This is a genomic window from Achromobacter maghribensis (genome assembly GCF_057334215.1).
In genome coordinates this window covers 23,595-48,512 of sequence record NZ_JBHFII010000041.1, presented here as the reverse complement: position 1 = coordinate 48,512, position 24,918 = coordinate 23,595, and the positions used below count along the sequence as shown (strand labels likewise).

At 65.3% G+C, this 24,918-nt stretch carries 20 protein-coding genes; 10 read left to right on the top strand and 10 right to left on the bottom strand.

Features of this window, described 5'->3' with window-relative positions:
* Positions 1-9 precede the first annotated feature (9 nt).
* Genes ACE039_RS16970 through dnaE form a run of 7 tightly spaced genes read right to left on the bottom strand, consistent with a single transcriptional unit; the run spans position 10 to position 9,174 of the window.
* A complete protein-coding gene (locus tag ACE039_RS16970) occupies positions 10-1,158 on the bottom strand; it encodes a glycosyltransferase family 4 protein (RefSeq protein ID WP_310032343.1) in 1,149 nt (382 codons plus the stop codon).
* Entirely contained in the window at positions 1,133-1,858 is a 726-nt protein-coding gene (locus ACE039_RS16965) for a polysaccharide deacetylase family protein (protein WP_485822884.1), read from the bottom strand. Before ACE039_RS16965 ends, ACE039_RS16970 begins: the two co-directional genes overlap by 26 nt.
* Before the next feature lie 9 nt (positions 1,859-1,867).
* A complete protein-coding gene (locus ACE039_RS16960) occupies positions 1,868-2,992 on the bottom strand; it encodes a glycosyltransferase (RefSeq protein WP_485822883.1) in 1,125 nt (374 codons plus the stop codon).
* Positions 2,989-3,741, bottom strand: coding sequence for a glycosyltransferase family 2 protein (locus ACE039_RS16955; protein ID WP_310032349.1), 753 nt, complete (start codon positions 3,739-3,741; stop codon positions 2,989-2,991). Before ACE039_RS16955 ends, ACE039_RS16960 begins: the two co-directional genes overlap by 4 nt.
* Complete coding sequence (locus ACE039_RS16950; protein ID WP_485822882.1) at positions 3,738-4,586, bottom strand: polysaccharide deacetylase family protein; 849 nt, start codon at positions 4,584-4,586, stop codon at positions 3,738-3,740. The genes ACE039_RS16955 and ACE039_RS16950 overlap by 4 nt, the downstream gene beginning before the upstream one ends.
* Positions 4,583-5,683, bottom strand: coding sequence for a glycosyltransferase family 4 protein (locus ACE039_RS16945; RefSeq protein ID WP_485822881.1), 1,101 nt, complete (start codon positions 5,681-5,683; stop codon positions 4,583-4,585). Before ACE039_RS16945 ends, ACE039_RS16950 begins: the two co-directional genes overlap by 4 nt.
* Positions 5,683-9,174: a DNA polymerase III subunit alpha gene (gene dnaE, locus ACE039_RS16940; protein ID WP_485822880.1), complete on the bottom strand. Its 3,492-nt coding sequence runs from the start codon at positions 9,172-9,174 to the stop codon at positions 5,683-5,685. Before dnaE ends, ACE039_RS16945 begins: the two co-directional genes overlap by 1 nt.
* A gap of 128 nt (positions 9,175-9,302) precedes the next feature.
* On the opposite strand from dnaE, the gene lpxO reads away from it, so the two are divergent.
* Positions 9,303-10,202: a lipid A hydroxylase LpxO gene (gene lpxO, locus ACE039_RS16935; RefSeq protein WP_485822879.1), complete on the top strand. Its 900-nt coding sequence runs from the start codon at positions 9,303-9,305 to the stop codon at positions 10,200-10,202.
* Positions 10,203-10,241: 39 nt separating this feature from the next.
* Here lpxO and hrpA read toward each other — a convergent pair whose 3' ends face one another.
* The 3 genes from hrpA to ACE039_RS16920 all read right to left on the bottom strand — a co-directional run bounded on the left by hrpA (position 10,242) and on the right by ACE039_RS16920 (position 16,363).
* On the bottom strand, positions 10,242-14,174 hold the full coding sequence (gene hrpA, locus ACE039_RS16930) for an ATP-dependent RNA helicase HrpA (RefSeq protein WP_485822878.1): 3,933 nt from the start codon (positions 14,172-14,174) through the stop codon (positions 10,242-10,244).
* A gap of 91 nt (positions 14,175-14,265) precedes the next feature.
* Entirely contained in the window at positions 14,266-15,675 is a 1,410-nt protein-coding gene (locus ACE039_RS16925) for an FAD-binding oxidoreductase (protein ID WP_485822877.1), read from the bottom strand.
* Between the two features lie 7 nt (positions 15,676-15,682).
* A complete protein-coding gene (locus ACE039_RS16920; protein WP_448710733.1) occupies positions 15,683-16,363 on the bottom strand; it encodes an aspartate/glutamate racemase family protein in 681 nt (226 codons plus the stop codon).
* Positions 16,364-16,500: 137 nt separating this feature from the next.
* Here ACE039_RS16920 and ACE039_RS16915 point away from each other — a divergent pair, with 137 nt between their 5' ends.
* The 9 genes from ACE039_RS16915 to ACE039_RS16875 all read left to right on the top strand — a co-directional run bounded on the left by ACE039_RS16915 (position 16,501) and on the right by ACE039_RS16875 (position 24,815).
* Positions 16,501-17,442, top strand: a complete 942-nt coding sequence (locus ACE039_RS16915) for a LysR family transcriptional regulator (protein ID WP_105558529.1) — start codon at positions 16,501-16,503, stop codon at positions 17,440-17,442.
* A gap of 121 nt (positions 17,443-17,563) precedes the next feature.
* Entirely contained in the window at positions 17,564-18,490 is a 927-nt protein-coding gene (locus ACE039_RS16910; protein ID WP_448710734.1) for a dihydrodipicolinate synthase family protein, read from the top strand.
* 11 nt (positions 18,491-18,501) lie between these two features.
* Positions 18,502-19,281 carry an SDR family oxidoreductase gene (locus ACE039_RS16905; protein WP_448710735.1) on the top strand — a complete coding sequence of 260 codons (780 nt, stop codon included), beginning with the start codon at positions 18,502-18,504 and terminating at the stop codon, positions 19,279-19,281.
* 28 nt (positions 19,282-19,309) lie between these two features.
* Positions 19,310-20,800 (top strand): dihydropyrimidinase, encoded by a 1,491-nt coding sequence (hydA, locus tag ACE039_RS16900; RefSeq protein ID WP_485811870.1) that lies wholly within the window; start codon positions 19,310-19,312, stop codon positions 20,798-20,800.
* Positions 20,801-20,810: 10 nt separating this feature from the next.
* Entirely contained in the window at positions 20,811-21,758 is a 948-nt protein-coding gene (locus ACE039_RS16895; RefSeq protein ID WP_485822876.1) for an N-carbamoyl-D-amino-acid hydrolase, read from the top strand.
* A 10-nt stretch (positions 21,759-21,768) separates the two neighbouring features.
* Positions 21,769-22,623, top strand: coding sequence for a transporter substrate-binding domain-containing protein (locus tag ACE039_RS16890; protein WP_105558525.1), 855 nt, complete (start codon positions 21,769-21,771; stop codon positions 22,621-22,623).
* A gap of 29 nt (positions 22,624-22,652) precedes the next feature.
* Positions 22,653-23,399: an amino acid ABC transporter ATP-binding protein gene (locus tag ACE039_RS16885; RefSeq protein WP_485822875.1), complete on the top strand. Its 747-nt coding sequence runs from the start codon at positions 22,653-22,655 to the stop codon at positions 23,397-23,399.
* 21 nt (positions 23,400-23,420) lie between these two features.
* Positions 23,421-24,098, top strand: coding sequence for an amino acid ABC transporter permease (locus tag ACE039_RS16880; protein ID WP_233214170.1), 678 nt, complete (start codon positions 23,421-23,423; stop codon positions 24,096-24,098).
* Positions 24,099-24,140: 42 nt separating this feature from the next.
* Positions 24,141-24,815 carry an amino acid ABC transporter permease gene (locus ACE039_RS16875; protein ID WP_105558523.1) on the top strand — a complete coding sequence of 225 codons (675 nt, stop codon included), beginning with the start codon at positions 24,141-24,143 and terminating at the stop codon, positions 24,813-24,815.
* The last annotated feature ends 103 nt before the right edge of the window (positions 24,816-24,918 follow it).

Genomic DNA, 24,918 nt, shown 5'->3' with positions numbered 1-24,918 from the left:
GCCGCTTTTTCAGCAGCGGGCTTCCAGCACCTTTTCGTACAGTTCCTCGTACCTTGAGGCGACCGTTTCCCAGCTTTGATCGCGCGCGATCTCCAGGCCGCGTTCGGTCAATGCCGCCCGCAACTCGGGTTCCGAACCCAGCCGTTCCAGCGCCTGCGCCAACTGGGCTCCGTCGCGCGGATCTTGCAGGATCAGGGCATCCTTGCCGGCGCAAAGGTATTGCGCGAAACCGCAATATGCCGGAGAACTGACTACGACCGGCAAACCATGCGACATGGCTTCGAGTGGCGCCATGCCGTAGCTGTCGTTCAGCGTGGGATGCGCGTAGATATCGGCCGCGCTGAAATACTGCGCCACGTCCGGGGTGGGATCGACGAGCGAGATGCGGTGGGCGATGCCACTGGCGGCGCGGACGCGGTCGCGGGTGGGATCGTCCGCCCCCACGACCAGCAGCTTGTAATGGGCCGGCAACTGCGACAGCGCATCCAGCAAGGCCGGCAACCCTTTGCGCAGCGGATTGCGAGCCACCAGCAGGCAGCCGATGGTGCCGGCGTCCCAGCCCAGGCGGGCCCGCGTGGCCTCGCGGCCCAGGGCATCCTCGGCAGACGGCAATTTCACGCCGGGCGCGATGATGTCCACCGGCAGTTGCTGGCCGTAGCTGCGGTGCAGCTGATCCATGATCAGGCCGGACACGGCCACCACGCGCCGCAGCGGCGCACCGCGCACGCGCAGCTTTTCCAGCAACAGGTAGGTCGCCAGGCGCGGGCTCAGCCAGGCCGTCACCCGGGCAAGCGGCCTGACGCGGGTGACGCGGTTGTAACGCACGGGCGTCACGTGCATGACCTGGATCTCTCCGGCCCACCCGTTCATGTGTGAGTGCACGATGTCGAACTTGCCCCGCGTAAGCCGGTCGGCCCGCCAGGCGAAGTACAGCACGCGCATCCAGCTGGGCAGCCAGCCGGGAAAGCGCACCGGCAGGAAACGGAACGGCAGGTCGCTGTCGAAGTCGCGCGCCACGATGGAGATTTCGTGGCGCTGACCCAGGACGCGCATCAGCTCGACGCCATAGGCCTCCGCGCCCCCGAAGCGATTGCCGAAGCGGTCGACCAGCAGCGCGATGCGAAGCCGCCGCTCAGCGGCGCCGGCGGGTGTCTTCATACCGGGTCAGGCACTTCTGCAGGAAGCGGATGATGTTGGTGGAACGCGCCACCGTCACCCGGGGCAACCCGAAGGGATCGTCGGACGCCGCCGCCAGACCGCGCTGCGTCAGCGTGGCGTTGTCGTAGCCGGCCTCGCGCACCATGTCGCGGTGTTCCTGCCCGTGGTCCCCGTAGGGGTAGCAGAAGGCCGTCACGGGCGCTCCCAGCGCCTGCTCCAGTTCGTCCTTGGATTCGACGATCTGGCGCCTGGCTTCATCGGGCGTCATCTGGGGCAGGTGCACGTGGTCCAGCGTGTGCGAGCCCACCTCATTGCCCGCCTGGGCCCATTCGCGCATTTCCTGCACGGTCATCAGGGCCGAAAACGGGATGCCTTTTTCATGGTCCCAGACATTGCCGCCATCGAACTGATGCGCCACGAAATAGTTCGTGGCGGTAAAGCCCAGTTCACTGAGCACGGGCATCGCATTGCGATGCACGTTGCGGTAGCCGTCGTCGAATGTGATGCCGAACACCTTGCCCTGGCGCTCGCCGCGCACATAGGGCATGACGTCGCGCATCGACAGGCCGCGGTAACCCAGCCGGCGCATCCAGCGCATCTGGCGGGCAAAGCTGTCGGGATGTACGGTCAGCCCACGAAACGGCGTGCCCTTGGGGTTGGGCTCGCCGATCTGGTGGTACATGAGAATGGGGATAGACATAGGACCGGATTATAGGGCCCGGCGTCCATCCCGCGTACGCTGGTAGACGTCGACTGTGGCGGCAGCGAAACGGTCGATATTGAAGTCGCGCAGGCTGGTTTCCCGGGCACGGACGCCCATGGCGCGAACCGTATCCGGATGCTCGAGCATGAACCGCAGCTTGGCCGTCATCGCGGGCACATCGCGCACCGGCACGATCCAGCCGTCCACGCCGTCGGTCACGTTTTCGGGCAGCCCGCCCGCATCGGTCACCAGCGCGGGTAGCCCCAGGCCCATGATCTCGCGGCAGGCGAAGGACAGCGCTTCGCGATAGGACAGCACGAAGCCCGCGTGGCAGGACGCCAGCGCGGCGCGCACATCGTCGAGCAGGCCGGGGAACCGCACCTGGTCGATCATGCCCAGCTCGCGCACACGGGCCAGCTTGGCCTCGGAGGGCGGATCGCCCGCCACCATCAGCAGCACGCGCGCCTTGTCGGCTGGTGGCAATGCCGCCACCGCCGCCACCAGATCCAGCCAGCCCTTGTCGTAGTCGGTGCCCCCCGCGCTGCCCAGCAGCAGCTTGCCTTCCCACTCGGGGCCGAAGATCAGCGCGCGCAGCTTGTCCAGGCTTTCGGGCGGAGGCGGGGCGAAGAAATTCGTGTCGATGCCGTGCCGGATGGTCGTGATGGGGCGCTTGCTGTAGGGCGAACGCTGCATCAGGCCATGCACGTAATCGCTGACGGCGATGCCGTGGTCGGTTGCCAGCGCGACGCGCAGCTTGTGACCGAAGCTGGTAAGCGGATGGTCGTTGTGCTTGGTGAAGACGATGCGCGGACGGAGCGCCATGCCCAACGTGGCCAGCATCACCTGCTTGTGGTCGGCCGAACCGTTGACATGGATGATGTCGAAGCGCCCTGCCTTGATCAGGCGGCGCAGTTGCGCGCGGTCCTTGAACCAGGAGGACGGACGCGTCGTGTACTGCATGTCTACCACCGTCACGCCGGGAATCGCGCGGGCGTAGCGGTGCAGCCGGCTGGTGGCGGGCGCCGCCACGGTGATTTCGTGATCGCGCGCCAGCGCTTTCGCCAGGTTGATGATGTAGGTGACGTGCCCCCCGCCGTTGCCGGCGTGGAAGTTCGTGTACAGGATCTTCACTTCTGTTTCTCGGCCAGGAACATCAGCTTGGAATAGCGGAAAAAGCTGCCTGCCGCCGCCGTCACCGCCAGCACCAGGCCGTGCTTGCCATCCAGAAAGCCGCGCCGGATCAGATAGATGCGCACGAAGGTCCAGAAACCATGGCCCAACGCGCCGAAGATCGACGTGCGGCGCCCCTTGGCGTACATCATCGCCGCGGCATCCGAGGAATAGCGGTTGACCTTGTTGATCAGCGCGTCCAGGTTGTCATAGGGGTAATGATTGAAGTAGCCCTGCATTTTCAACGGCTGGCCGTTGGCCGGCACGACACGCTCATGCACCGCGGCGTCGGTGAAGCGCGCCGTGCCGCGCTTGAACAGGCGCAGCACGTAATCGGGCCACCAGCCGCTATGCCGGATGTCCTTGCCGCAGAAATTCGACAGCCGGGCGATCTCGTAGGCGTCGGCGCGCGGATTCGCCAGCACTTCCTGGATTTCGCGGGCCAGTTCGGGCGTGACGCGCTCGTCGGCATCGATGGACAGTACCCAATCGCCCGTCGCCAAGTCCAGCGCCCGGTTCTTCTGGGGCCCGAAGCCGGGCCAGTCGGACGTGATTTCAACGCGTGCGCCCAGCGCTTGCGCGAGCTCGACGGTGCCGTCGGTGCTACCCGAATCCACCACGATGAATTCGTCGGCGAAAGCCACGGATTTGAGGCAGGCGGCGATGTTCGCCGCTTCGTTCTTGGTGATGATGATGACTGATAGCTTCATCCGCGATTCCTAAGACGCTTTTTCCAGGCTTTCCAGGCATGGTAGCGAGGCCCCCAGAAGGGGTCGCGCGACAGCCAGATGCGCCGGTTCAGCCAGGTTCCGCCCTGGTTGCGCACCGCGAAACGAAAGATGTGTCCGGGGTCGGCGCCAGGCGTGTTCTGCCCGAAAGGGTCGGTAGTGTACAAGTGCGCGAAGCCTGCCTGCCGGGCGGCGGCCACATAATCCGCATCGAAATAGCCCTGCGGCCAACAAAGATGGTCGCTGACGGCGCCCAGGCGCTGCAGCAGGGTCTGGCGGGAGTCGTGCAGCTCTTGTGCGATGTGGTCACGCTTGGCTTCCACGTCGGCGCCACAGACCTTGTCCCAGCGGGTATGGGTGTGCGTGTGGGAATGGAACTCGAAGGTGCCCGCCGCCTGCATGGCTTCAATTTCGCTCCAGCGCAGCATGGCCTCGTCGGCGCGACCCGCAGCCACCAGCTGTTTGCAGGCGTCGTGGTCCGGCGTGGCCGGCAACGGGCCGCCCTGCCCCGCATGCGGCCGCACGGGACCGTCGCCGATCCAGTCCGTGATGGTGAACAGCACGGCATGCATGCCGTGGCGCGCCAGCACGGGATGCGCGTGCACCCAGTTGTTCAGATAGCCATCATCGAAGGTGATCAGCACGGACCGTTCAGGCGCCGGGCCGCCCGCCAGATACGCCGCGAACTGGCTGGCGGACAGCGATTGGTATCCCGCCCGCGCCAGGCGCGAGATCTGGGCATCGAATACGTCGGGTGTCGCCGCGATCATGCCGCCCGCGGGCGTGACATGGTGGTACATCAGCACGGGGACGTTGGGCGCGTTCATCCCGCCCGCTCCGCCAGCCACTTGAGGTAGACGGCTTCGGTGGTTTCGGCCAGGCGGGCGGGCGAAAACACGGCCTCTTCCCAGACCATCTTGCGGCCGGCTTCGCCCATGCGTCGCCGCAGGGCCGGGTCGTCGATCAGGCGCGCTAGCGCGTCGGTCAGCGCCTGGGGATCCTTGGGAGGCACCAGGATGCCGGTATCGCCATTGCGCAGCATCTCGGAAACACCCCCCACGTCGGTGCCGATCACAGGCAAACCGCTGGCCTGGGCTTCGACATAGACGGTGCCCGACGCTTCCTGCTGCGTGGCCAGTGCGAACAGGTCGAATCCGGCCAGCAGATTTGGCACGTCGCGGCGCATGCCCATCAGGTGGATGCGGTCTTGCAGGCCGAGTTCGGCCACGTAGTCCTGGGTCTGCTCAAAGACGGGCGACCCGCCGCCGACGAACACCAGGTGAAGCTTGGGCCGGCTTGCCATCAGCGGCGCCATCGCGTCGATCAGGTCCTTGTGGCCCTTGGTGGCGCGCATGACGGCCACGCAGCCCACGACGATATCGTCTTCGGCCAGGCCGAGTTCGTCGCGCAGCGTCGAGTGCTCGACGGGCGGCGGCAGCACGATGGGCGAATAAACGGTGGCCACTTTGTTGGCGGGCACGCCGCGTTCGATCAGGTATTTGCGCACATGATCACTGACCGTCGTGACCCTGTGCGGCAGACAGGTATAGGACCATAGGGAGCCCACCTTGTTCGACAGGTGGCGGGTCCGCACGATCAGCGCAGTGCCCGCCAATCTGGCGCCGACCGCCGCGATGACGGTATCGCGCCGGCTATGGGTGTTGAGCACGTCAAAGCGCCCTTCCTTCAGGATGCCGCGGACGGCCGCCACACCCTTCAGGTAGTTCACGGGCCCGTCCATCTCGATCTTGTGCACCGTGAAGCCGGCATCGGACAGACGTTCAGCCAGCAAGGCCTTGGGCTGGCAGATGGCTTCAAGATGATGGCCGCGCGCGCGCATGGCTGTCATTTCCTTGAAGATCCGCCCTTCCTGGCCGCCAAAACTGGTGGCGGCTTCCGAATGCACGATACGCAGATTTCGCATCAATAGGTGACCTCGACTCCGTCCGGCTTGGTCCAGGCATTCAGGTTTTCAAGCAGCGTGTCCGCCATGCGAACCCGCCACTCCTCGCCCAACCGGACCGTGCACAGGAAACTGTTCTTGGTATAGACAATATCGATCGGCACGCCGGGGATGCCGTTTTCGGGCTCGGCGCGGAACGGGTTCAGCATCTGGCGCAGGCGCGCCGCGTCGGCTGACCCGTTGAGCTTGACCCGCAAGGATTTGGCGCGCGCTTCGCGGGCCAACTGCAGGTCGTACAGCTGTTCGGCCACGATGCGCATGCCGCCGGAATAGTCGTCGTTGCTGACCTTGCCCTGGACGATGACCAATTGATCTTCGCGCAACCGGTTGCGGTGCTTCTCGTAGAGTTCGTTGAATACCGAGATCTCCACCTGCGCGGTGCCGTCATCCAGCACGGCGAACACCATCTTGCCACGGCGGGTCATCATGACGCGCACGCTGGCCAGCACGCCGCACATCCATTGCAGGTCTCGCTGCGGTTCCACGCGCGCCAGCTGCATCGGCACGATGCGGCGGACTTCGTCGCGCCAGGCGTCGAACAGGTGGCCGCTGTAGTAGTAGCCCAGCGCGGACTTTTCTTCCGTCAGCTTCTTGTGCAGATCCCACGGCGCGACCTTGGCCAGTTCGCCCGCAACCACGTCGCCGCTATCGTCGCCGAACAGCGAGGCCTGGTTGGCGCTGCGCGCCGCCTGTTCGGCGGCTTCCATCGCGGTAGGCACCGACGCCAGCATGGCGGCGCGGTTGGGTTCAATGGTGTCGAAGGCACCCGCCTTGATCAGGGCTTCGATGGTGCGGCGGTTGACCGCCTGCTTGCCGACGCGGCGGCAGAAGTCGAACAGGTTCAGGAACGGGCCGCCTTCCTTGCGGGCACGCAGGATGTCTTCGACGGCGCCCTGCCCGGTGCCCTTGACGGCGCCCAGGCCGTAGCGCATGGTGCGCGGCGGTTTGCCTTTTTCGGTGTACTTGTCCTTGACGGGTTCAAAGCGGTAGCCCGAAAAATTGACATCGGGCGGCAGCACTTCAACGCCGTTGTCCTGGGCGTCGCGGCAGAAAATCTGGACCTTGTCCGTGTCGTCCATATCGGACGACATGGTGGCGGCCAGGAATTCGGTCGGGTGATAGGCCTTGAGCCACGCGGTCTGGTAGGAGATCAGCGCGTAGGCGGCCGAGTGCGACTTGTTGAAGCCGTAGCCCGCGAACTTTTCCATCAGGTCGAACAGCTTGACCGCCAGGTCCGGGTCGTGGCCCTTTTCCTTGGCGCCTTGCTCGAACAATTCGCGGTGCTTGGCCATTTCCTCGGGCTTTTTCTTGCCCATGGCGCGGCGCAGCAGGTCGGCGCCGCCCAGCGAGTAGCCGCCGATGATCTGCGAGATCAGCATCACCTGTTCCTGGTAGACGATGACCCCGTAGGTGCTTTTCAGGGTGCCTTCCAGGTCGTTGTGGAAGTAGTCCACCGCGGCGCGGCCGTGCTTGCGGTTGACGAAGTCGTCCACCATGCCCGACTCCAGCGGCCCCGGACGATACAGGGCCAGCATGGCGATGATGTCTTCGAAGGTGTTCGGCCGCAGCTTTTTCAGCAATTCCTTCATGCCGCGCGATTCCAGCTGGAACACGGCGGTGGTGTTGCCGTCGCACAGGATTTTGTAGGCGGCGGGGTCGTCGAGTTCCAGCGCCATGACATCGAAGTCGCGCTTGTCCTCGTTGAACTGGCGCACGTAGCGCACGGCCCAGTCCAGGATCGTCAGGTTGCGCAAGCCCAGGAAGTCGAACTTCACCAGGCCGGCGGCTTCGACGTCGTCCTTGTCAAACTGCGAGACCGCGCTGTTCTCCTGGCCCGGCTGGCAATACAGCGGGCAGAAGTCGGTGAGTTTGCCGGGCGCGATCAGCACGCCGCCGGCGTGCATGCCGATGTTGCGGGTCAGGCCTTCCAGCGGCTTGGCCAGGTCGACCAGCGCGCGCACTTCTTCTTCCTGCTCGTAGCGGTCCTTGAAGGCGGGTTCGTCCTTCAGGGTGCGCTCCAGCGTCCAGGGATCCATCGGGTTGAACGGGATCAGCTTGGACAGGCCGTCGCAGAACATGTAGGGCATGTCCAGCACGCGGCCGGCGTCGCGCACCACGGCCTTGGCGCCCAGCGTACCGAACGTGGCGATCTGGCTGACGGCGGCGCGGCCGTATTTTTCCTTGACGTAGTCGATGACGCGTTCGCGGTTGTCCTGGCAGAAGTCGATATCGAAGTCGGGCATGGAGACCCGCTCGGGATTCAGGAAGCGCTCGAACAGCAAGTCATAGCGGATCGGGTCCAGGTCGGTAATGCCCAACGCATAGGCCACCAGCGAACCCGCGCCCGAACCGCGGCCGGGGCCGACGGGCACGCCGTTGTTCTTGCCCCAGTTGATGAAGTCCTGCACGATCAGGAAGTAACCGGGGAACCCCATCTGGATGATGGTTTTGCATTCCCAGCGCAGGCGTTCGTAGTATTGCTCGCGCTTGGACTCGCGTTCCGCCTCGTTGGGAAACAGGAACGCCATGCGTTTTTCCAGGCCTTCTTCCGACAGCTGGACCAGGTAATCGTCCAGCGTCACGCCCTCGGGCGTGGGGAAATTGGGCAGCCGCGGCTTGCCCAGCACCAGGCTCAGGTTGCAGCGCTTGGCGATTTCCACCGTGTTGGCCAGGGCCGAAGGCACATCGGCGAAACGCCGGGCCATTTCCTCGGAACTGAGTAGATATTGTTCCTTGGTGAAGCGGCGCACGCGGCGCGGGTTTGCCAGGATTTCGCCTTCGGCGATGCAAACGCGCGCCTCGTGGGCCTGGAACTCGTATTCATCCAGGAATTGCACCGGATGGGTGGCCACCACCGGCAGCCCGGCCTCGCCGGCCAGCCGCATGGCCGCCTGCGTATAGGCCTCGTCGCCGTCCATGCCGGCCCGCTGCAATTCAATGTAGTAGCTGCCGGGAAACAGGAGCGCCCATTGGCGCGCCAAGGCCAGCGCGGACACGGCGTTGCCGGCGTCCAGCGCCTGGCCCACGTCGCCCATGCGCCCCCCGGACAGCGCGATCAGGCCCTGCTGGCCTTGCAGCCATTCACGGCGAATTTCCGCGCGGCCCTTGCCCTGGTTCGTCAGGAAGGCCTTGGACAACAGTTCGCACAGGTTCAGGTAACCCTGGTGGTTGCGCACGAGCAACAGCAGACGGAACGGCTTGGCCGGGTCGTCGTCGTTGCTCAGCCAGACATCGCAGCCAGCGATGGGTTTCACCCCCGCGCCGCGCGCGCCCTTATAGAATTTGATCAGACCGAAAAGGTTCGACAGATCGGTCAGCGCCACGGCCGGTTGGCCCAGCTTGGCGACGCGTTTGATGAGGTCGGGGATGCGCACGATGCCGTCCACCACCGAAAACTCGGAGTGGACGCGGAGATGCACAAAAGGGGTCGGGGTTGTTACGGCTTCGGACATAGCGGGAATTGTACCTAGGGATCCCGGTCCAAGCCGATGCGCCCGCGATTCCGCAAAGGGGGGCGCCACGGACCTTGTGTAACAATATAGGTAGACATGACCCATCTGTCGCAGGACAACGATTACGTATGAAATGGTTAATACCCGGGATCTGGCTGGCCGCCATCCTGTTTGCGCACTTCCGAGGCCGAGTAAGACTGCCGCTGGGTCGGCAGATGTTGGACCACTCGGTGCTCCTGGCTCCGGTCAACGCGTTCATGGTGCTGGCCTCTCGCGTGCCGTCCACCCCCTACCTGACCACGAGTGAAATCGCCGAACTCAAGGTGCTGGACGACAACTGGGAGACCATCCGCGAGGAAGCCGTGCAAATGGCCGAATTGCAGCGCATCAAGGCGGCCGACGCCCATAACGACATCGGCTTCAACTCTTTCTTCAAGTACGGCTGGAAACGCTTCTACCTGAAGTGGTATGACGCCCGCCACCCGTCGGCCGAAGAACTGTGCCCCAAGACCGTCGCCATCCTGAAGACCCTGCCCAAGGTCAAGGCCGCGATGTTCGCCGAGCTTCCCCCCGGCGGCCAGTTGAACCCGCACCGCGACCCGTTCGCCGGTTCGCTGCGCTATCACCTGGGCCTGGTGACGCCGAACGACGACCGCTGCCACATCATCGTCGACGGCGAACCCTATAGCTGGCGCGATGGCGAAAGCGTGGTGTTCGACGAAACCTATGTGCACGAGGCGTACAACCACACCGATGAAAACCGGATCATCCTGTTCTGCGACGTGGAGCGCCCGCTGAAGTGGGGCTGGGCTGAAGCGTTCAACCGCTGGTTCGGCCGCGTGGTCATGTCAGCCGCCAGCTCGCCCAACGATGGCGGCGACCAGACCGGCGCCATCAACCGGCTGACGCACGCGCACTGGGTCATCGACCAGAAGCGCAAAGCGTTCAAGACCTGGAACCGGACGGCCTACAAGGCCACCAAGTACGCCTTGATTGCCCTGGTCATCCTGGGCTTTCTCGCCCTGTAATGCGGCCGGGCCGCGCCCAAGAGGCGCGGGGCCACCGCCTCAACGCTTCAGCGACTCCCAACTCTTCATCAGCCGCTTGACCGAAACCGGCATGGGCGTCCGCAGTTCCTGGGCGAACAACGCCACCCGCAGCTCTTCCAGCAACCATCGGAATTCGTCCAGCCGGGGATCGGGCGCCCCCTTCAATGCCGCCCGCGCGCGCTGATACTGCGTGACCAGCGGCGCCATTTCCGCCACCAGCTTCGCATCGCGCCCCGGGTCCGCCCGCAACTTGTCGATGCGGGCCGCGGCTGCCTTCAGGTAACGCGGATAGTGCGAAAGCTGCGAATACGGCGTGTCGCGGATGAACATCTTCGGCATCAGCGCGCCTAGCTGCTGCTGCAAATCCGCGTACGCCGCCGCATGCGGTTTTGCTTGCGGCAGCTTGCGTTGCAACGCCGCGTACTCCGTCAGCACCGCGCCTGCCAGCCTGGCCACTTCCTGCGCCAGCAGGCCCAGCCGGCCCTTGCCTTCCGTGCGGCGCGCATCGAATTGCTGTTCATTCACCGGCCAGGGTTCGGCCAGGCAGGCCTGCCCCAGCGCGCAATCGATGATCTGGTCGCGCAGTTCCTCTTGCGTGCCCAGCGTCATGTACAGCATGCTGATCTTGGTCAGGTCGGCCAGGTTCTTTTCCAGGAACTTGACCTGCTCGCGCAGCCCCAGCCGGAACAGTTTCAACAGGCCCGCGCGGTGATGCTTGCGCGCCTCGTCGGGATCGTCGAACACGTCCAGGTCGCAATGCGCGCCCCGGTCCACCAGCGCCGGATAGCCGATGACCGACTGGCCGCGCCGCTTGATTTCCATGATTTCCGGCAGCGGTCCGAACGACCAGGTCGTCAGATTCTCGTGCGCCAGCGCCTGGGCCACCTGCGTATCGCTGGCCGCCAATTGCTGGAAGGTGGCTTGCGCCTGTTTGCCGAATTCCGCCCGCAGCTGCGCCAGATTGCGCCCCGCGGCCAGCATGCGGCCGTGCTCATCGACCACGCGGAAATTCATGAACAGGTGGGGCGGCAGCGTTTCAAGCTTGAAGTCGCCCACGGCCGGGCGCACCTGCACCTGCTCCCACATGTCGGTGATGATGGCATCCACCAGGCCCTGCCGCGGATCGGCCTGCCGATCGAACCAGCGCTCGTAGAAGCCAGCGGCGTAATCGGGCAGCGGCACGCAATGGCGACGCAGCTTTTGCGGCAGCGACTTCAGCAGCAGATGCACCTTTTCCTTCAGCATGCCCGGCACCAGCCATTCGCAACGTTCCGGGTCGATCTGGTTCAGCGCAAACAACGGCACCGACAGCGTCACGCCGTCCCGGGGGGAACCGGGCTCGAAGTGGTAGTCCAGCGCCATCGACACGCCTTGCCATTCCACCTTCTTGGGGAACACATCGGTCGTCACGCCGGCGGCTTCGTGCCGCATCAGTTCGTCGCGGGTCAGCATCAACTTGCTGGCCGCCGCCTTGTCCAGGCCGGATACCCATTTCTCAAGCGACGCCGTCTGCGAGATATCCGCCGGCAGCTGGCGGTCGTAGAAGGCGAAGATCAGCTCGTCGTCCACCAGGATGTCCGGACGGCGGGTCTGGTGCTCCAGCTTTTCGATGCCGGCGATCAGCTTGCGGTTGTGCGCCACGAAGGGCAGCCGCGTATCGATCTCACCGGGCACCAGCGCCTGGCGGATGAACAATTCGCGCGCGTGAGTCGGGTTCACACGGCCATAGTGGATGCGGCGGCCCGTGTAAATGGTCAGCCCATACAGCGTGGCGCGCTCGTTGGCCACGACCTGCCCAGCCTTCTTTTCCCAGCGCGGGTCCGACCAGTTCTTGCGGATCAGGTGGGCGCCCACTTTTTCCAGCCACACCGGATCGATGCGCGCCACGCAGCGCGCGTACAAGCGCGTGGTCTCGACCAGTTCGGCCGCCATGATCCAGCGCCCGGCCTTCTTCACCAGGCGCGAGCCCGGATGGATGTGGAAACGGATCTCGCGGGCGCCCTGGTAATGGCCACCCTCGTCGCTCTTGAAGCCGATATTGCCCAACAGGCCAGACAAAAGCGCCAGATGCAGCTGTTCGTATGTGGCTTCCACCTGGTTGACGCGCCAGCCTTGCTCGCCCACCAGCGCCGCCAGCTGCGTATGGACATCGTGCCATTCGCGCAGCCGGATGGGCGACAGGAAGTTCTGCCGCAGCAGGTTCACCAGCTTGCGCTGGGAGGCCTTGTGCTGCACCTGCTCGCCATACCAGCGCCACAGTTTCAGGAAGGAGATGAATTCCGATTTGTCGTCGGCGAACTTGGCGTGCGCCGCCTCGGCCGCCTCGCGTTCCTGCATGGGGCGGTCGCGCGCGTCCTGCACCGACAGGGCCGAGGCGATGATCAGCATTTCACCCAGGCACTGGTGTTCGCGCGCGGCCAGGATCATGCGGCCGATGCGCGGGTCCACCGGCAACTTGGCCAGTTCGTGCCCGGTCTCGGTCAACACGAAGGATGCGCCGGTCCGCGTGGCCTCGGCGTCGTCGTCCGACGCGGAGGCGAGCTCGATCGCGCCCAATTCCTGCAGCAGATGGTAGCCGTCGGCCACCGCGCGCCCAGGCGGCGCCTCGACGAAGGGAAACTGTTCGATATCGTCGAGCTTCAGCGACTTCATCCGCAGGATGACGGATGCCAGCGATGACCGCAGCACTTCCGGATCTGTGAAGGCGGCGCGGTTATTGAAGTCCAGTTCGTCGTAGAGCCGGATGCACAGGCCTGGCCCCACGCGGCCGCAACGGCCGGCGCGCTGGTTGGCCGAGGCCCGGCTGATCGGCTCGATCCGCAGCTGTTCGACCTTGTTGCGCCAGGAATAGCGCTTGATGCGCGCCAGCCCGCTGTCGACCACGAAGCGGATGCCGGGCACGGTCAGCGAGGTTTCCGCCACGTTGGTGGCCAGCACGATGCGCCGCGCATTGGTGCGCGGATGGAATATCTGTTCCTGCTCGGCCTGCGACAGGCGCGCATACAGTGGAAGCACCTCGGTGCCGGCGGGATGACGCTTGCGCAGGGCCTCGGCGGATTCGCGGATTTCGCGCTCGCCGGGCAGGAACACCAGCACGTCGCCCGGGCCATGGCGGGCGCATTCGTCCACGGCATCCACGATGGCGTCGATCAGATCGCGTTCTTCGTCGCCGGACATGCGCTCGCGCTCGCGCCCGGGCTTGGCGGCCGGGGCGGCGGCGTCTTCGGGCAGTTCCTCGCGCACGGGGCGGTAGCGGACTTCGACCGGATACAGCCGTCCCGACACCTCGATGACGGGTGCGGGCTTGTCCTCGGAGGCGGCAAAGTGGCGGGCGAATCGCTCGGCGTCGATCGTGGCCGACGTGATGATCAACTTCAGGTCCGGACGCCGCGGCAATAGCTGCTTCAGGTAGCCCAGCAGGAAATCGATGTTCAGGCTGCGTTCGTGCGCCTCGTCGATGATGATCGTGTCGTAGCGGCGCAAGAGCGGGTCGCGCTGCGATTCGGCCAGCAGGATGCCGTCCGTCATCAGCTTGATGGACGCGTTGGGGCCGGTGCGGTCGTTGAACCGCACCTGATAGCCCACGACTTCGCCCATCGGCGTATTCAGTTCTTCGGCGATGCGCTTGGCCACCGAAGTCGCCGCCAGGCGGCGCGGCTGGGTATGGCCGATCATCTTCTGACGGCCGCGGCCCAGTTCCAGGCAGATCTTGGGCAACTGGGTGGTCTTGCCCGAGCCGGTTTCCCCGCTGACGATCACGACCTGATGGCCGGCGATCGCGCGCGCGATCTCCTGCCGCCGCGCACTGACGGGCAGGTCTTCGGGGTAGGTCACCACGGGGATGGGGCGCTCGGGCCGGGGCGTGCTACGGGGCTCGTTCCGGGGCGCTTTCTGGCCCCCGGATTGCGGCGCAGGCTTGGCAGGCGCCCGCGGGCGGGAGGATTCAGGCATGTAGGATTTATCCAATTAGCCCGACATTATAAATTTCTGGCGATTTCGCGCCCGGGCCCGGCCACTCGCGGTCCGAGCCCGGCCGCCACCGCTACAACAGCTTGCCCGGGTTCATCAGCTGGTTGGGGTCCAGCGCACGCTTGATCATCAGCATCAGGTCCATTTCCACGGGCGACTTGTAACGCCGCAGCTCGTCGCGGCGCAGCTGCCCCACCCCGTGTTCCGCGCTGATGCTGCCCCCGCGCTGCGCCACCAGATCGTGCACGCGGCGGTTCAGGGCGGCCGTCAGGCGGGCGTACTCCGCGGGCGCGACGTCCAGCGGCAACAGCACGTTGTAATGCAGGTTGCCGTCGCCGATATGGCCGAAGTTCACGATGGGCAAATGGGGAAACTCGGACATCAGCGCCAGGTCGGCCTCGTCCACGAAGGCCGCCAGCCGCGAAATGGGCACGGCGATGTCGTGCTTGACCGCCTTGCCCGCCCGCATCTGCGCCTGCGAAATGCCTTCGCGCAATCGCCACATCGATTGCGCCTGCCTGTCGTTCATGGCGATCACGCAATCTTGAATCAGCCCAGCCTCCAGCGCCCCGCCCAGCGCGGATTCCAGCATGGCGGGCAGACCGGATGGCTCGGTGTCGGACAGTTCCAGCAACGCGTAGTACGGATGGCGCGCCGACAGCGGATTGGCGGCGCCGTCAACATGGGCCACGATCAGGTCCAGGCAACGCGCCGACATCATTTCGAACGCGGTCAGACGGTCTCCGCAGGCTGCCTGCATACGGGTCAGCAGGCTGACCACCTGCGGCAGCGACTCCACCCCGACCCACGCGGTGGCGCGGCCAGCGGGCGCGGGAAACAGCTTCAGCATGGCGCCCGTGATAATGCCCAACGTGCCTTCAGAGCCGATGAACAGGCTTTTCAGGTCGTAGCCGGTGTTGTCCTTGCGCAGACCGCGCAGGCCGTTCCAGACCCGGCCATCGGGCAGCACCACTTCCAGGCCCAGCGCCAGATCGCGCGTATTGCCATAACGCAGCACCGCCGTGCCGCCGGCATTCGTGGCCAGGTTGCCGCCGACGGTGCAACTGCCCTCGGAGCCCAGGCTAAGCGGGAACAGCCGCGCCACTTCGCGCGCGGCCTGCTGCACGTCGGCCAGCAGTACCCCGGCATCGGCGCAGAGCGTGTTGTTGACCGGGTCCACCTCCCGGATGCGCGTCATCCGGTTCAAACTCAGGATCACCTGCGCGCCGCTGGCGTCCGGGGTGGCGCCGCCGCTCATGCCGGTGTTGCCGCCCTGCGGCACGACCGGCGTACGGCTTTGATGACACAGCCGCATCACTGCCGAAACCTCGGTGGCGTTGCGCGGGCGCACCACCACGGGCGTGCCGCCTTGCCATTTGCCCAGCCAGTCCCGCACGTAAGGCGCCTGTCCCTCGGCATCCAGCACCAGTCCGGCATCACCCACCAGATGCGATAAGCGTTCGATCAATTCCGGTTTGCGCATGGCGGCCTCAGGCGCCGTGCCAATTGAGCTGGATGCGGCCGATGGCCATGGCCGCCGCCGCCTGCGTCGGCTCCACGACAGGCACCCCCAGTTCGGCCTGCAACCAGCCCCGGTAGTCGGCCATGCCGGCGCAGCCCAGCACCAGCACGTCGGCCAGATGCTCGTCGCGCAGGCGGCGGCCCACCTGCAGCAGCCGTTCGCGTGTGCGGGCAACGTCCGACAACTCCACCACGGCAAGGTCCAAAGGCAACTCGGCGGCCACGCGGCCCGACAGGCCGGCCGCGCCGAACAGCCGGCCATGGCGCGGCAGCGACTGGCGCAGGATGGCGATCACGCCCACCCGTTGGCCCAGCGTCAGCGCCGTCAACATGCCGCATTCACTGATGCCCAACACGGGTTTGGCCGTAACCTCGCGCACCGCGTGCAGACCCGGGTCGCTGAAGCAGGCGATGACGTAGCCCGCCGCGGCGGCGCCATGCTCCGCATCCAGTTCGCGCACGCGCCGGGCCAGCGGCAAGGTCACGCTTTCCACGTCCATCTGCGTCTGCACGCCCGCCGGGCCTTCGGCCAACGTCAGGCATTGAATGCGGGGCCCCCCCGCCACGCGCAGCGGCTCCAGGGCCGCATCGAACGCATCGGTCACGGCCTGGGTGGAATTGGGATTGATGACAAAAAGGGTTTGTTCCATTTGTCTGTCCGGGTAAGGGATTGGTCACGATACGGCGCCAGTCTAGCTGCGCCGCCACATAAGCATCCATTGTCAATTTGTGCGTTTCCCTTAACTCTTTGTTATGCTTTTTTCGACCCCACCCCAGCGTGCGCACCATGCAACTGAATCTGCGACAAATCGAGGTCTTCCGTGCAGTCATGACGACCGGCACCATCAGCGGGGCAGCCAAGCTGTTGTTCGTGTCCCAGCCCGCCGTCAGCCGCCTCTTGTCACATACCGAACAGCGACTGGGATTCGCGTTGTTCGAACGCATCAAGGGCAGGCTCTACCCCACGCCCGAATCGCGGCAGTTGTTCCGCGAGGTTGAAGCGGTGTATGCCGGCGTGCGGCGCGTGGGCGAGCTGGCCGCGGAATTGGCCGAACGGCGCAGCGGCATCCTGCATCTGGTGTCCAGCCCCAGCATCGGCCACATGCTGATTCCGATGACCATCACGCGCTTTCGCGAAACGCATCCCGACGTGAAGATCACGTTCCACCCGCTGACACAGCAGCCGCTGACGCAGATGCTGCTGGAGAACCGCGCGGAGCTGGGCGTGGTGATCCTGCCTGTCCAGCACCCCAACCTGCTCACGCAAGCCATCGGCCAGGCGCGGCTGGTCTGCATCTGCCCCTACAACCATCCGCTGGCGCACCGCTCGCTCTTGTCCATCGCCGATCTGCTGCCCTATCCGCTGATTTCGTATGGCGGCGACACCCCCTTTGGCACGCTGGTCGAACAGATGTACCAAGAGGCCGGACACACGCGCCGGGTGGCGGTGGAGGTCAGCTCGCCGCAGAACGCGTGTTCGCTCGTGCAGGCCGGCGCCGGCATCGCCATCGTGGACGAATTCTCGGTCAAGAGCCGTACCCAGGGGGACTTCGTCGTGCGTCCGATCAACCAGGCGAAGATCCTGACAGCGAACCTGGTGCAATCGCGTTTCGAACCGCTATCGCAGCTGGCCCAAGCCTTCGCGGATGTGTTGCGGCACACGCTGCAGGAACAGGGTTTCGAGCTCTCGAATTCCGTCCAGACAAACCCTGCCAAGGGTAAACCTTGACTTAACTCGGTGTTATACCAAGGCAATAAAAAAGCAAGTGGAGTCCTAAAACATCCGCATTAGGATGACATCCGAAACGCTGTTTTCGCTTTCGGTTTTCACGCATCCTGACGGAGAAATGATGGCTGGTTCCATTGACGCCCGAGGCGTCTTCACCATTTGCCCCACGCCCTTTGACGACGCCCTGAAGGTGGATGCCGACAGCATCCGCACCCTGGTCGATTTCCTGCTGGAAACGGGCGTCACCGGCCTGGCCATCCTGGGATTCCTGGGCGAGCTGCACAAGCTGTCCAATGAAGAACGCCGACAGGTGCTGAAAACCTTCGTCGACCATACCGACGGCCGCGTGCCGGTGTGGGTGGGCGTGCGCGCCCACGGCATCGCGGGCGCCATCGAGCAGGCGCGGGAAGCCCAGGACCTGGGCGCGGCCGCCGTGTTCGCCGCGCCGCTGGACAACGCCAACGACGCGCTGCTGTTCGACTACTACAAGGCCGTGGCCGACGCTGTGCGGATTCCGGTCGTCATCCATGACTTTCCCGACTCGTTCGGCACCGAGATTCGCCCTGAAGTCGTGGCGCGGCTGGGCCGCGAAGGCGGCGTGCACATGATCAAGATGGAAGAGCCGCCCGTCGCGCAGAAGATCAGCCGGATCCGCGAACTGGTGCCCGACGAGGACATGTTGATCTTCGGCGGGCTGGGCGGCGTGTACTTCCTGGAAGAGCTGCAACGCGGCGCGGTGGGCACGATGACGGGCTTTGCCTTTCCCGAAATCCTGGTGGCCATCTATGAACGCTATGCGCGTGGCGACAAGGCCGGCGCCGCCGCCATCTTCGACCGCTACTGCCCACTGATCCGCTACGAATTCCAGCCCAAGATCGGCCTGGCGTTGCGCAAGTATGTGTACCAGCGCCGTGGCGCCATCAAGAGCTACGCCTTGCGTTCGCCCGGCATGCGCATCGACCCGGTGACCGCCGCCGAGCTGGAAGCCACCGTCGCGCGCGTGGGCCTGTCGCTGGCCGCCACCGGCCGTCAAACCGTTCAAGACTGAGGAGGTTCGACATGGATCTGGGAATCCGGGGCAAGCGCGCGCTTGTGTGCGCGTCCAGCAAAGGGTTGGGCCTGGCCTGCGCATGGTCGCTGGCGCGCGAAGGCGTGGACGTGGTGATGGCCGCGCGCACCGCCACCACGCTGGATGCCGCAGCCGAAGCCATACGCAAGGATACGGGCGCGACCATCGTCACCGTGGCCGCCGACGTCACCACCGAGGCCGGCCGGCAAGCACTGCTGGCGGCCTGCCCCGAACCCGACATTCTCGTCACCAATGCGGGCGGCCCCAAGCCGGGTGACTTTCGAGAGTGGTCACGCGAAGACTGGATCGCGGCGCTGGACGCCAACATGCTGACGCCGATCGCCCTGATCCGTGCCACGGTGGACGGCATGATCGCGCGCCGGTTCGGCCGCATCGTCAACATCACGTCGGCCGCCGTGAAGATGCCCATCGACATTCTTGGCCTGTCCAATGGCGCCCGCGCCGGACTGACCGGTTTCGTGGGAGGCCTGGCGCGCCAGACGGTGCGGCACAACGTCACCATCAACAATCTGCTTCCCGGCCCGTTCCTGACCGACCGGCTACGCCAGACCGCCGAACGTGCCGCGCGCGACACCGGCAAAACGGTGGATGACGTTCTGGCGGCAAGACTGGCAACGGTGCCAGCCGGCCGCTACGGCGATCCGGCCGAATTCGGCGATGCCTGCGCGTTCCTGTGCGGCGCCCGCGCCGGCTTCATGACCGGGCAGAACCTGGTGCTGGATGGCGGCATCTACCCCGGCACGCTCTGATCCCTTCTTCCTTTTGCCCCCTTGCCCCATGACCCACGTCGCCCCCTTTGACCTGACCATACGCAACGGCCGCATCAGCACGGCCACCGACACTTTCCATGCCGACATCGGCGTGCGCGATGGCGTCATCGCGGCGCTGGGCCAGGGCCTGGCGCCCGGCGCGCGAGACATCGACGCGGCCGGCCGCTGGGTGCTGCCCGGCGGCATTGACAGCCATTGCCACGTCGAACAGTTGTCCGGCATGGGCATCATGTGCGCCGACGATTTCCATAGCGCCACCGTGTCGGCCGTGTTCGGCGGCACCACCACCATCATTCCGTTCGCGGCCCAGCACCGCGGCAACGCTTTGCCCGAGGTCGTGTCCGACTATGCGCGCCGCGCCGCCGAGAAGGCGGTCATCGACTACGGCTTCCATCTGATCCTGTCGGACCCGACCGAACAGGCGCTGCGCCACGACCTGCCTGAACTGATCCGCAACGGCATCACCTCGTTCAAGGTCTTCATGACCTATGACCGGCTGAAGCTGGACGACTACCAGCTGCTGGACGTGCTGGAAGTGGCCGACCGCGAGGGCGCGCTGGTCATGGTGCATGCCGAAAACAACGACATGATCCGCTGGGTGGCGCGCCGCCTGGCAGAACGCGGCATGACCGCGCCCAAGTACCATGCCGTGGCCCACACGCCGCTGGCCGAAAGCGAAGCGACGAACCGTGCCGTGAGCTTGGCGCGCATGATGGATGTGCCGATCCTGATCGTGCACGTGGCGGGCCAGGAGGCGGTGCGCGTCGTGCATTCGTCGCAGGCGCTGGGGCTGCCCATTCATGCGGAAAGCTGCCCGCAATACCTGTTCCTGACCGCCGACGACATCGACCTGCCCGGGCTGGAAGGCGCCAAGTTCTGCTGCAGCCCGCCGCCACGGGATCCGGCGTCGCAAGAAGCCGTATGGCAAGGATTGATCAACGGCACGCTGCAACTGTATTCGTCCGACCACGCTCCCTACCGGTTCGACGCCAGCGGCAAGTTGCCCAAGGGCGAGGACACCACGTTCAAGGACGTAGCCAATGGCGTGCCGGGGCTGGAAGTCCGCATGCCGCTGCTGTTTTCGGAAGGCGTGCTGAGCGGACGCCTGAGCATCGAGCGCTTCGTCGCGCTGACCTCGACGAACCATGCCCGTACCTATGGCCTGTACCCCAAGAAAGGCACGATCGCGGTCGGCGCGGACGCAGACATCGCCATCTGGAACCCGGAGCGCACCGTCACGATCGGCACGGCCATGCTGCACGACAACGTGGGCTACACGCCCTATGAAGGCAAGACGGTGCGCGGCTGGCCGGAAGTGGTGATCAGCCGTGGGCGCATCGCGGTTGAAAACGGCGAATTGCACGTGGCGCGCGGCAGCGGCCAGTTCATCAAGCGCGGCACGCCGGAACCCGTGCTGCGCCAGCGCCTGAACGGCAACCCGGACGCTTTGGTGCGCAAGTACTTCAGCAATACCGCCCCCGCCCCTTCCCACGACTAAGGAACACACGATGAGCAAACGTCCCTTTGGCCTGGCGGTCGCGCAGATGGGTCCGGTGCAGCCCGAAGAAACCCGGCGTCAGGCCGTGGCCCGGCTGCTGGCCATGATGCGCGAGGCCCATGCGCGCGGTGCGAAGCTGGTGGTGTTCCCGGAGCTGGCGCTGACGACCTTCTTTCCGCGCTATTGGATGACCGAGGAAGAAGCCATGGCGCGCTACTTCGAAAAGGAAATGCCGGGTCCCGATACCCGCATCCTGTTCGACACGGCGCGCGAGCTGGGTATTGGCTTCTACCTGGGCTATGCCGAAATCGCGTCGGATGGACGCCGCTTCAACACCAGCATCCTGGTCGACACGAACGCGCGCATCGTCGGGCGCTATCGCAAGATCCATCTGCCCGGACACAGCGACCACAAGCCGCAGGCGCCGTTTCAGCACCTGGAAAAGAAGTTCTTTGAAGTCGGCAACGACGGCTTCAACGTCTGGGAAACCCTGGGCACACGCATCGGCATGTGCCTGTGCAACGACCGCCGCTGGACGGAAGCCTGGCGCGTGCTGGCGCTGCAAGGCGCCGAAGTCGTGGCGCTGGGATACAACACGCCGTCATTGAATATCCACTGGAATGAACCGGTCCACTTGCGCATGTTCCACCATCTGCTCAGTTTGCAGGCCGCCGCGTATCAAAACGCGGTGTGGGTGGCGGCGGCAGGCAAGGCCGGCGTGGAAGACGGCAGCCACCTGATCGCCGGATCGGCCATCGTCGCGCCCACGGGCGAGATCGTGGCGCAGGCGCAGGGGGAGGAGGATGAGGTGATTTTTTGCCAGGCCGACCTGGCCCTGGGAGACACCTTCAAGCAGCACATCTTCAACTTCGCCGCCCATCGGCGCCCGGAACACTACGGCTTGATTCTTGAGCGCGTGGGGGCCGGGCCGGCGCTGGGCAAGACGCCTCTTCCCTAAAGGACCCGCCATGAACCGCAACATCCGTATCCTTTCATTCGCCAGCCGCTGTGGCCTGACCCTGTTGCTGGCCGGCGCAGGCCTGGCCCATGCCGCCAAACCCCTGACGACAGGCGTGGACGCTACCTTTGCGCCCCACGCCATGCCGAAGCTGGGCGGCGGCCTGGACGGCTTCAACATCGAACTGGGACAGGCGATTGCCAAGCAGTTGGGCACCACCATCACGATAGAAGGCACCGAATATGCCGCGCTGATCCCGGGGTTGAACGCCAAGAAGTACGACTTCGTGCTGGCGCCCACCACGGCCACCGAGGAGCGCGCCCGCGCATTGTTGTTTTCCGAGGGTTACCTGAACACGGACTACACCTTCGTGATCGCCAAGTCCGGCAAGGACATTGCCGGGCTGGACGACCTGAAGGGCCGCAAGCTGGCGGTCAACAAAGGCTCGGCCTACGAGAACTGGGCACGCGACAACGCCGCCAAATACGGCTTCAAGTACGACGTCTATGCGTCCAACGCCGATGCCGTGCAGGCGGTGCAGTCCGGCCGCGCCGACGCCAACCTGGCCGGCAACACCGTCGCGGCGTGGGCGGCCAAGCAGAACCCCGCCGTGCGCACCAGCTACACCATCAAGACGGGCCTGGTCTGGGCGCTGGCGTTCCGGCTGGATGACAAGGAAGGCCGCAACCGCGTGTCTTCCGCGCTGAAGTGCCTGAAGCAGGACGGCACCGTGTCCAAGCTTGCGCAGAAGTGGTTTGGCTTCACCCCTCCGGCCGGCGCCGCCGCCGTGACCGTCACGCCGGGCCAGGGCGTGCCCGATCTGCCCGGCTACGACGCCACGCCCGTCGAACTGCGTTGCAGCTGAACCCACGCCCGCAAACCAGGAGCCACACGATGGACACTCCCATCCTGAAAATCGCCGGCCTGCACAAGTCCTACGGCGACAACGCGGTGCTCAAGGGTATCGACCTGGAGGTCAAGCGGGGCGAACTGGTCTTCATGATCGGTCCGTCCGGCTCGGGTAAAAGCAGCCTGCTGCGTTGCTGCAACCGGCTGGAAGAGGCCACGGCCGGCAGCATCCATGTCGATGGCGACGAAATCACCGCGCCCGCCGCGCCGCTGAACCGCATCCGCCAGAACATCGGCATGGTGTTTCAGCACTTCAACCTGTACCGCCACATGTCGGTGCTGTCCAACATCACGCTGGCGCTGCGCAAGGTGCAGAAGCTGGCGCGGGCCGAAGCGGACCGGCGCGGCATGGAGGCGCTGGACCGCGTCGGCCTGGCCGACAAGGCGTTGTCGTTTCCCGACCAACTGTCCGGCGGCCAGCAGCAGCGTGTGGGGATTGCACGATCGCTCGCGCTGCGGCCCAAGGTGGTGCTGTTTGACGAACCCACCAGCGCACTGGACCCCGAGCTTGTGGGCAGTGTGCTGAACGTCATGCGCGAATTGAAGAACGACGGCATGACGATGATGGTGGTCAGCCACGAAATGGGATTCGCCAAAGCGGCGGCCGACCGCGTCGTGTTCATGGACGGCGGCGTGATCGTCGAGCAAGGCCCGCCGCAGGACGTCTTTGGCGCCCCCCGTCAACCCCGCACGCAGGCATTCCTTGCCCGCATGGCGGAACATGCCGCCTAGCGCGCATCCGGTACGCATTCCATGGATCTGAAAGCCCTGCTGTTTTCTTTCTTCAACGCGGAAGTCGCCTGGCGGTATTTGCCGGACATCCTGTCCGGCATGTGGATCACGCTGCAACTGGGGGTGGCGGTGGCGGCCACCGGCGTGGCGCTGGGCCTGGTGCTGGCCGTGGTGCGCGCGCTGCGCATCCGGCCGCTGAACTTCCTGATCATCTGCTTTGCCGACATCCTGCGCGCCTTGCCGCCGCTGGTCGTCATCATGCTGCTGTTCTTTGCGTTTCCCTACATCAACCTGTCGATGTCGGCCTTCATGGCCTGCTGGCTCTCGCTGTCGTTGGTGCTGGCGGCATTTGCCGAAGAGATCTTCTGGGCCGGCATCTTGTCGGTGCCGCGCGGCCAGGCCGAAGCCGCCCGCTCGACGGGCCTGAACTGGCTGCAAAGCATGGTGTATGTGGTGATGCCGCAAGCCATGCGGCTGACGGTCGCGCCGCTGACCAACCGTGTCATCGCCATCACCAAGAGCACGGCGCTGGGGTCGGTGGTGGGCTTGAGCGAGGTGCTCAATAACGCGCAATCGGCCAGCAGCAACGCGGGCAACGCCACGCCGCTGACGCTGGCGGCCATCGCCTGCCTGCTGATCTTTTTGCCCGTGGTGATTCTGGGACGATGGACCGAAACGCGCTTCAAGTGGAAGCACTGAAGTCGAAGCACCGAGCCGGCTACACGGACCAAGGGGAATGGCATGGATGAAATCCTGCAGAATTTTTTCAATCTGAATATCTACAAGAATGTCGCGCCCTACCTGCTGCAAGGCTTGGGCCGCACGCTGTTGCTGTCGGCAATGGTGATTCCGGTGGGGCTGGCCTCGGGCCTCTTGATCGGCGTGCTGTCGATCACGCTCAAGCGGCGCTGGGCGCGGGTGCTGCTGGCGGTCTATATCGATTTTTTCCGTGCGCTGCCGCCGCTGGTGCTGCTGATCTTCATCTACTTCGGCGCGCCGTTCCTGGGCATGGACCTGCCCAAGCTGCTCGCCGTGGCCATCGGCTTCATGCTGAATAATTCTTCTTATTATGGCGAGGTGTTCCGGGCCGGCCTGGAAAGCGTGCCGCGCGGCCAGATCGAAGCGGCCAGATCGACCGGGCTGTCCAGCTGGCAAACGCTTTGGCATGTGCAGATTCCGCAAGCCACGCGCAACGTCATGCCCGATCTGATCAGCAACACGCTTGAAGTGGTCAAGCTGACCACGCTGGCCAGCGCCGTCGCGCTGCCCGAGCTGCTGCGGGTGGCGCGGGACGCCCAGTCACTGGTCTACAACCCGTCGCCGATCGTGCTGGCCGCCCTGTTCTACCTGGTGCTGCTGTGGCCGGTGGTACGCCTGCTGAGCCGGCTGGAGCACCGGCACCTGCCCGGCCACTGAGGGCGGCGTGGGCGTCACGCAACAAATCCTGTCACGCGTTGCAACGGTGAGGGGGCCTTGCGGCCATATAATTCCGCGTAGCGCCGCCCCCGGCGGCGCGAGC

Bases quoted from the DNA above. Each gene is read 5' to 3' on its own strand.
- ACE039_RS16885 (WP_485822875.1), top strand. From the start codon at position 22,653: ATGGACACTCCCATCCTGAAAATCGCCGGCCTGCACAAGTCCTACGGC.
- ACE039_RS16925 (WP_485822877.1), bottom strand. From the start codon at position 15,675: ATGCGCAAACCGGAATTGATCGAACGCTTATCGCATCTGGTGGGTGAT.
- ACE039_RS16965 (WP_485822884.1), bottom strand. From the start codon at position 1,858: ATGTCTATCCCCATTCTCATGTACCACCAGATCGGCGAGCCCAACCCC.
- hrpA (WP_485822878.1), bottom strand. From the start codon at position 14,174: ATGCCTGAATCCTCCCGCCCGCGGGCGCCTGCCAAGCCTGCGCCGCAA.
- ACE039_RS16970 (WP_310032343.1), bottom strand. From the start codon at position 1,158: ATGAAGACACCCGCCGGCGCCGCTGAGCGGCGGCTTCGCATCGCGCTG.
- ACE039_RS16915 (WP_105558529.1), top strand. From the start codon at position 16,501: ATGCAACTGAATCTGCGACAAATCGAGGTCTTCCGTGCAGTCATGACG.
- dnaE (WP_485822880.1), bottom strand. From the start codon at position 9,174: ATGTCCGAAGCCGTAACAACCCCGACCCCTTTTGTGCATCTCCGCGTC.
- hydA (WP_485811870.1), top strand. From the start codon at position 19,310: ATGACCCACGTCGCCCCCTTTGACCTGACCATACGCAACGGCCGCATC.
- ACE039_RS16875 (WP_105558523.1), top strand. From the start codon at position 24,141: ATGGATGAAATCCTGCAGAATTTTTTCAATCTGAATATCTACAAGAAT.
- ACE039_RS16920 (WP_448710733.1), bottom strand. From the start codon at position 16,363: ATGGAACAAACCCTTTTTGTCATCAATCCCAATTCCACCCAGGCCGTG.
- ACE039_RS16880 (WP_233214170.1), top strand. From the start codon at position 23,421: ATGGATCTGAAAGCCCTGCTGTTTTCTTTCTTCAACGCGGAAGTCGCC.
- ACE039_RS16890 (WP_105558525.1), top strand. From the start codon at position 21,769: ATGAACCGCAACATCCGTATCCTTTCATTCGCCAGCCGCTGTGGCCTG.
- ACE039_RS16895 (WP_485822876.1), top strand. From the start codon at position 20,811: ATGAGCAAACGTCCCTTTGGCCTGGCGGTCGCGCAGATGGGTCCGGTG.
- ACE039_RS16910 (WP_448710734.1), top strand. From the start codon at position 17,564: ATGGCTGGTTCCATTGACGCCCGAGGCGTCTTCACCATTTGCCCCACG.
- ACE039_RS16945 (WP_485822881.1), bottom strand. From the start codon at position 5,683: ATGCGAAATCTGCGTATCGTGCATTCGGAAGCCGCCACCAGTTTTGGC.
- ACE039_RS16950 (WP_485822882.1), bottom strand. From the start codon at position 4,586: ATGAACGCGCCCAACGTCCCCGTGCTGATGTACCACCATGTCACGCCC.
- ACE039_RS16955 (WP_310032349.1), bottom strand. From the start codon at position 3,741: ATGAAGCTATCAGTCATCATCATCACCAAGAACGAAGCGGCGAACATC.
- ACE039_RS16905 (WP_448710735.1), top strand. From the start codon at position 18,502: ATGGATCTGGGAATCCGGGGCAAGCGCGCGCTTGTGTGCGCGTCCAGC.
- lpxO (WP_485822879.1), top strand. From the start codon at position 9,303: ATGAAATGGTTAATACCCGGGATCTGGCTGGCCGCCATCCTGTTTGCG.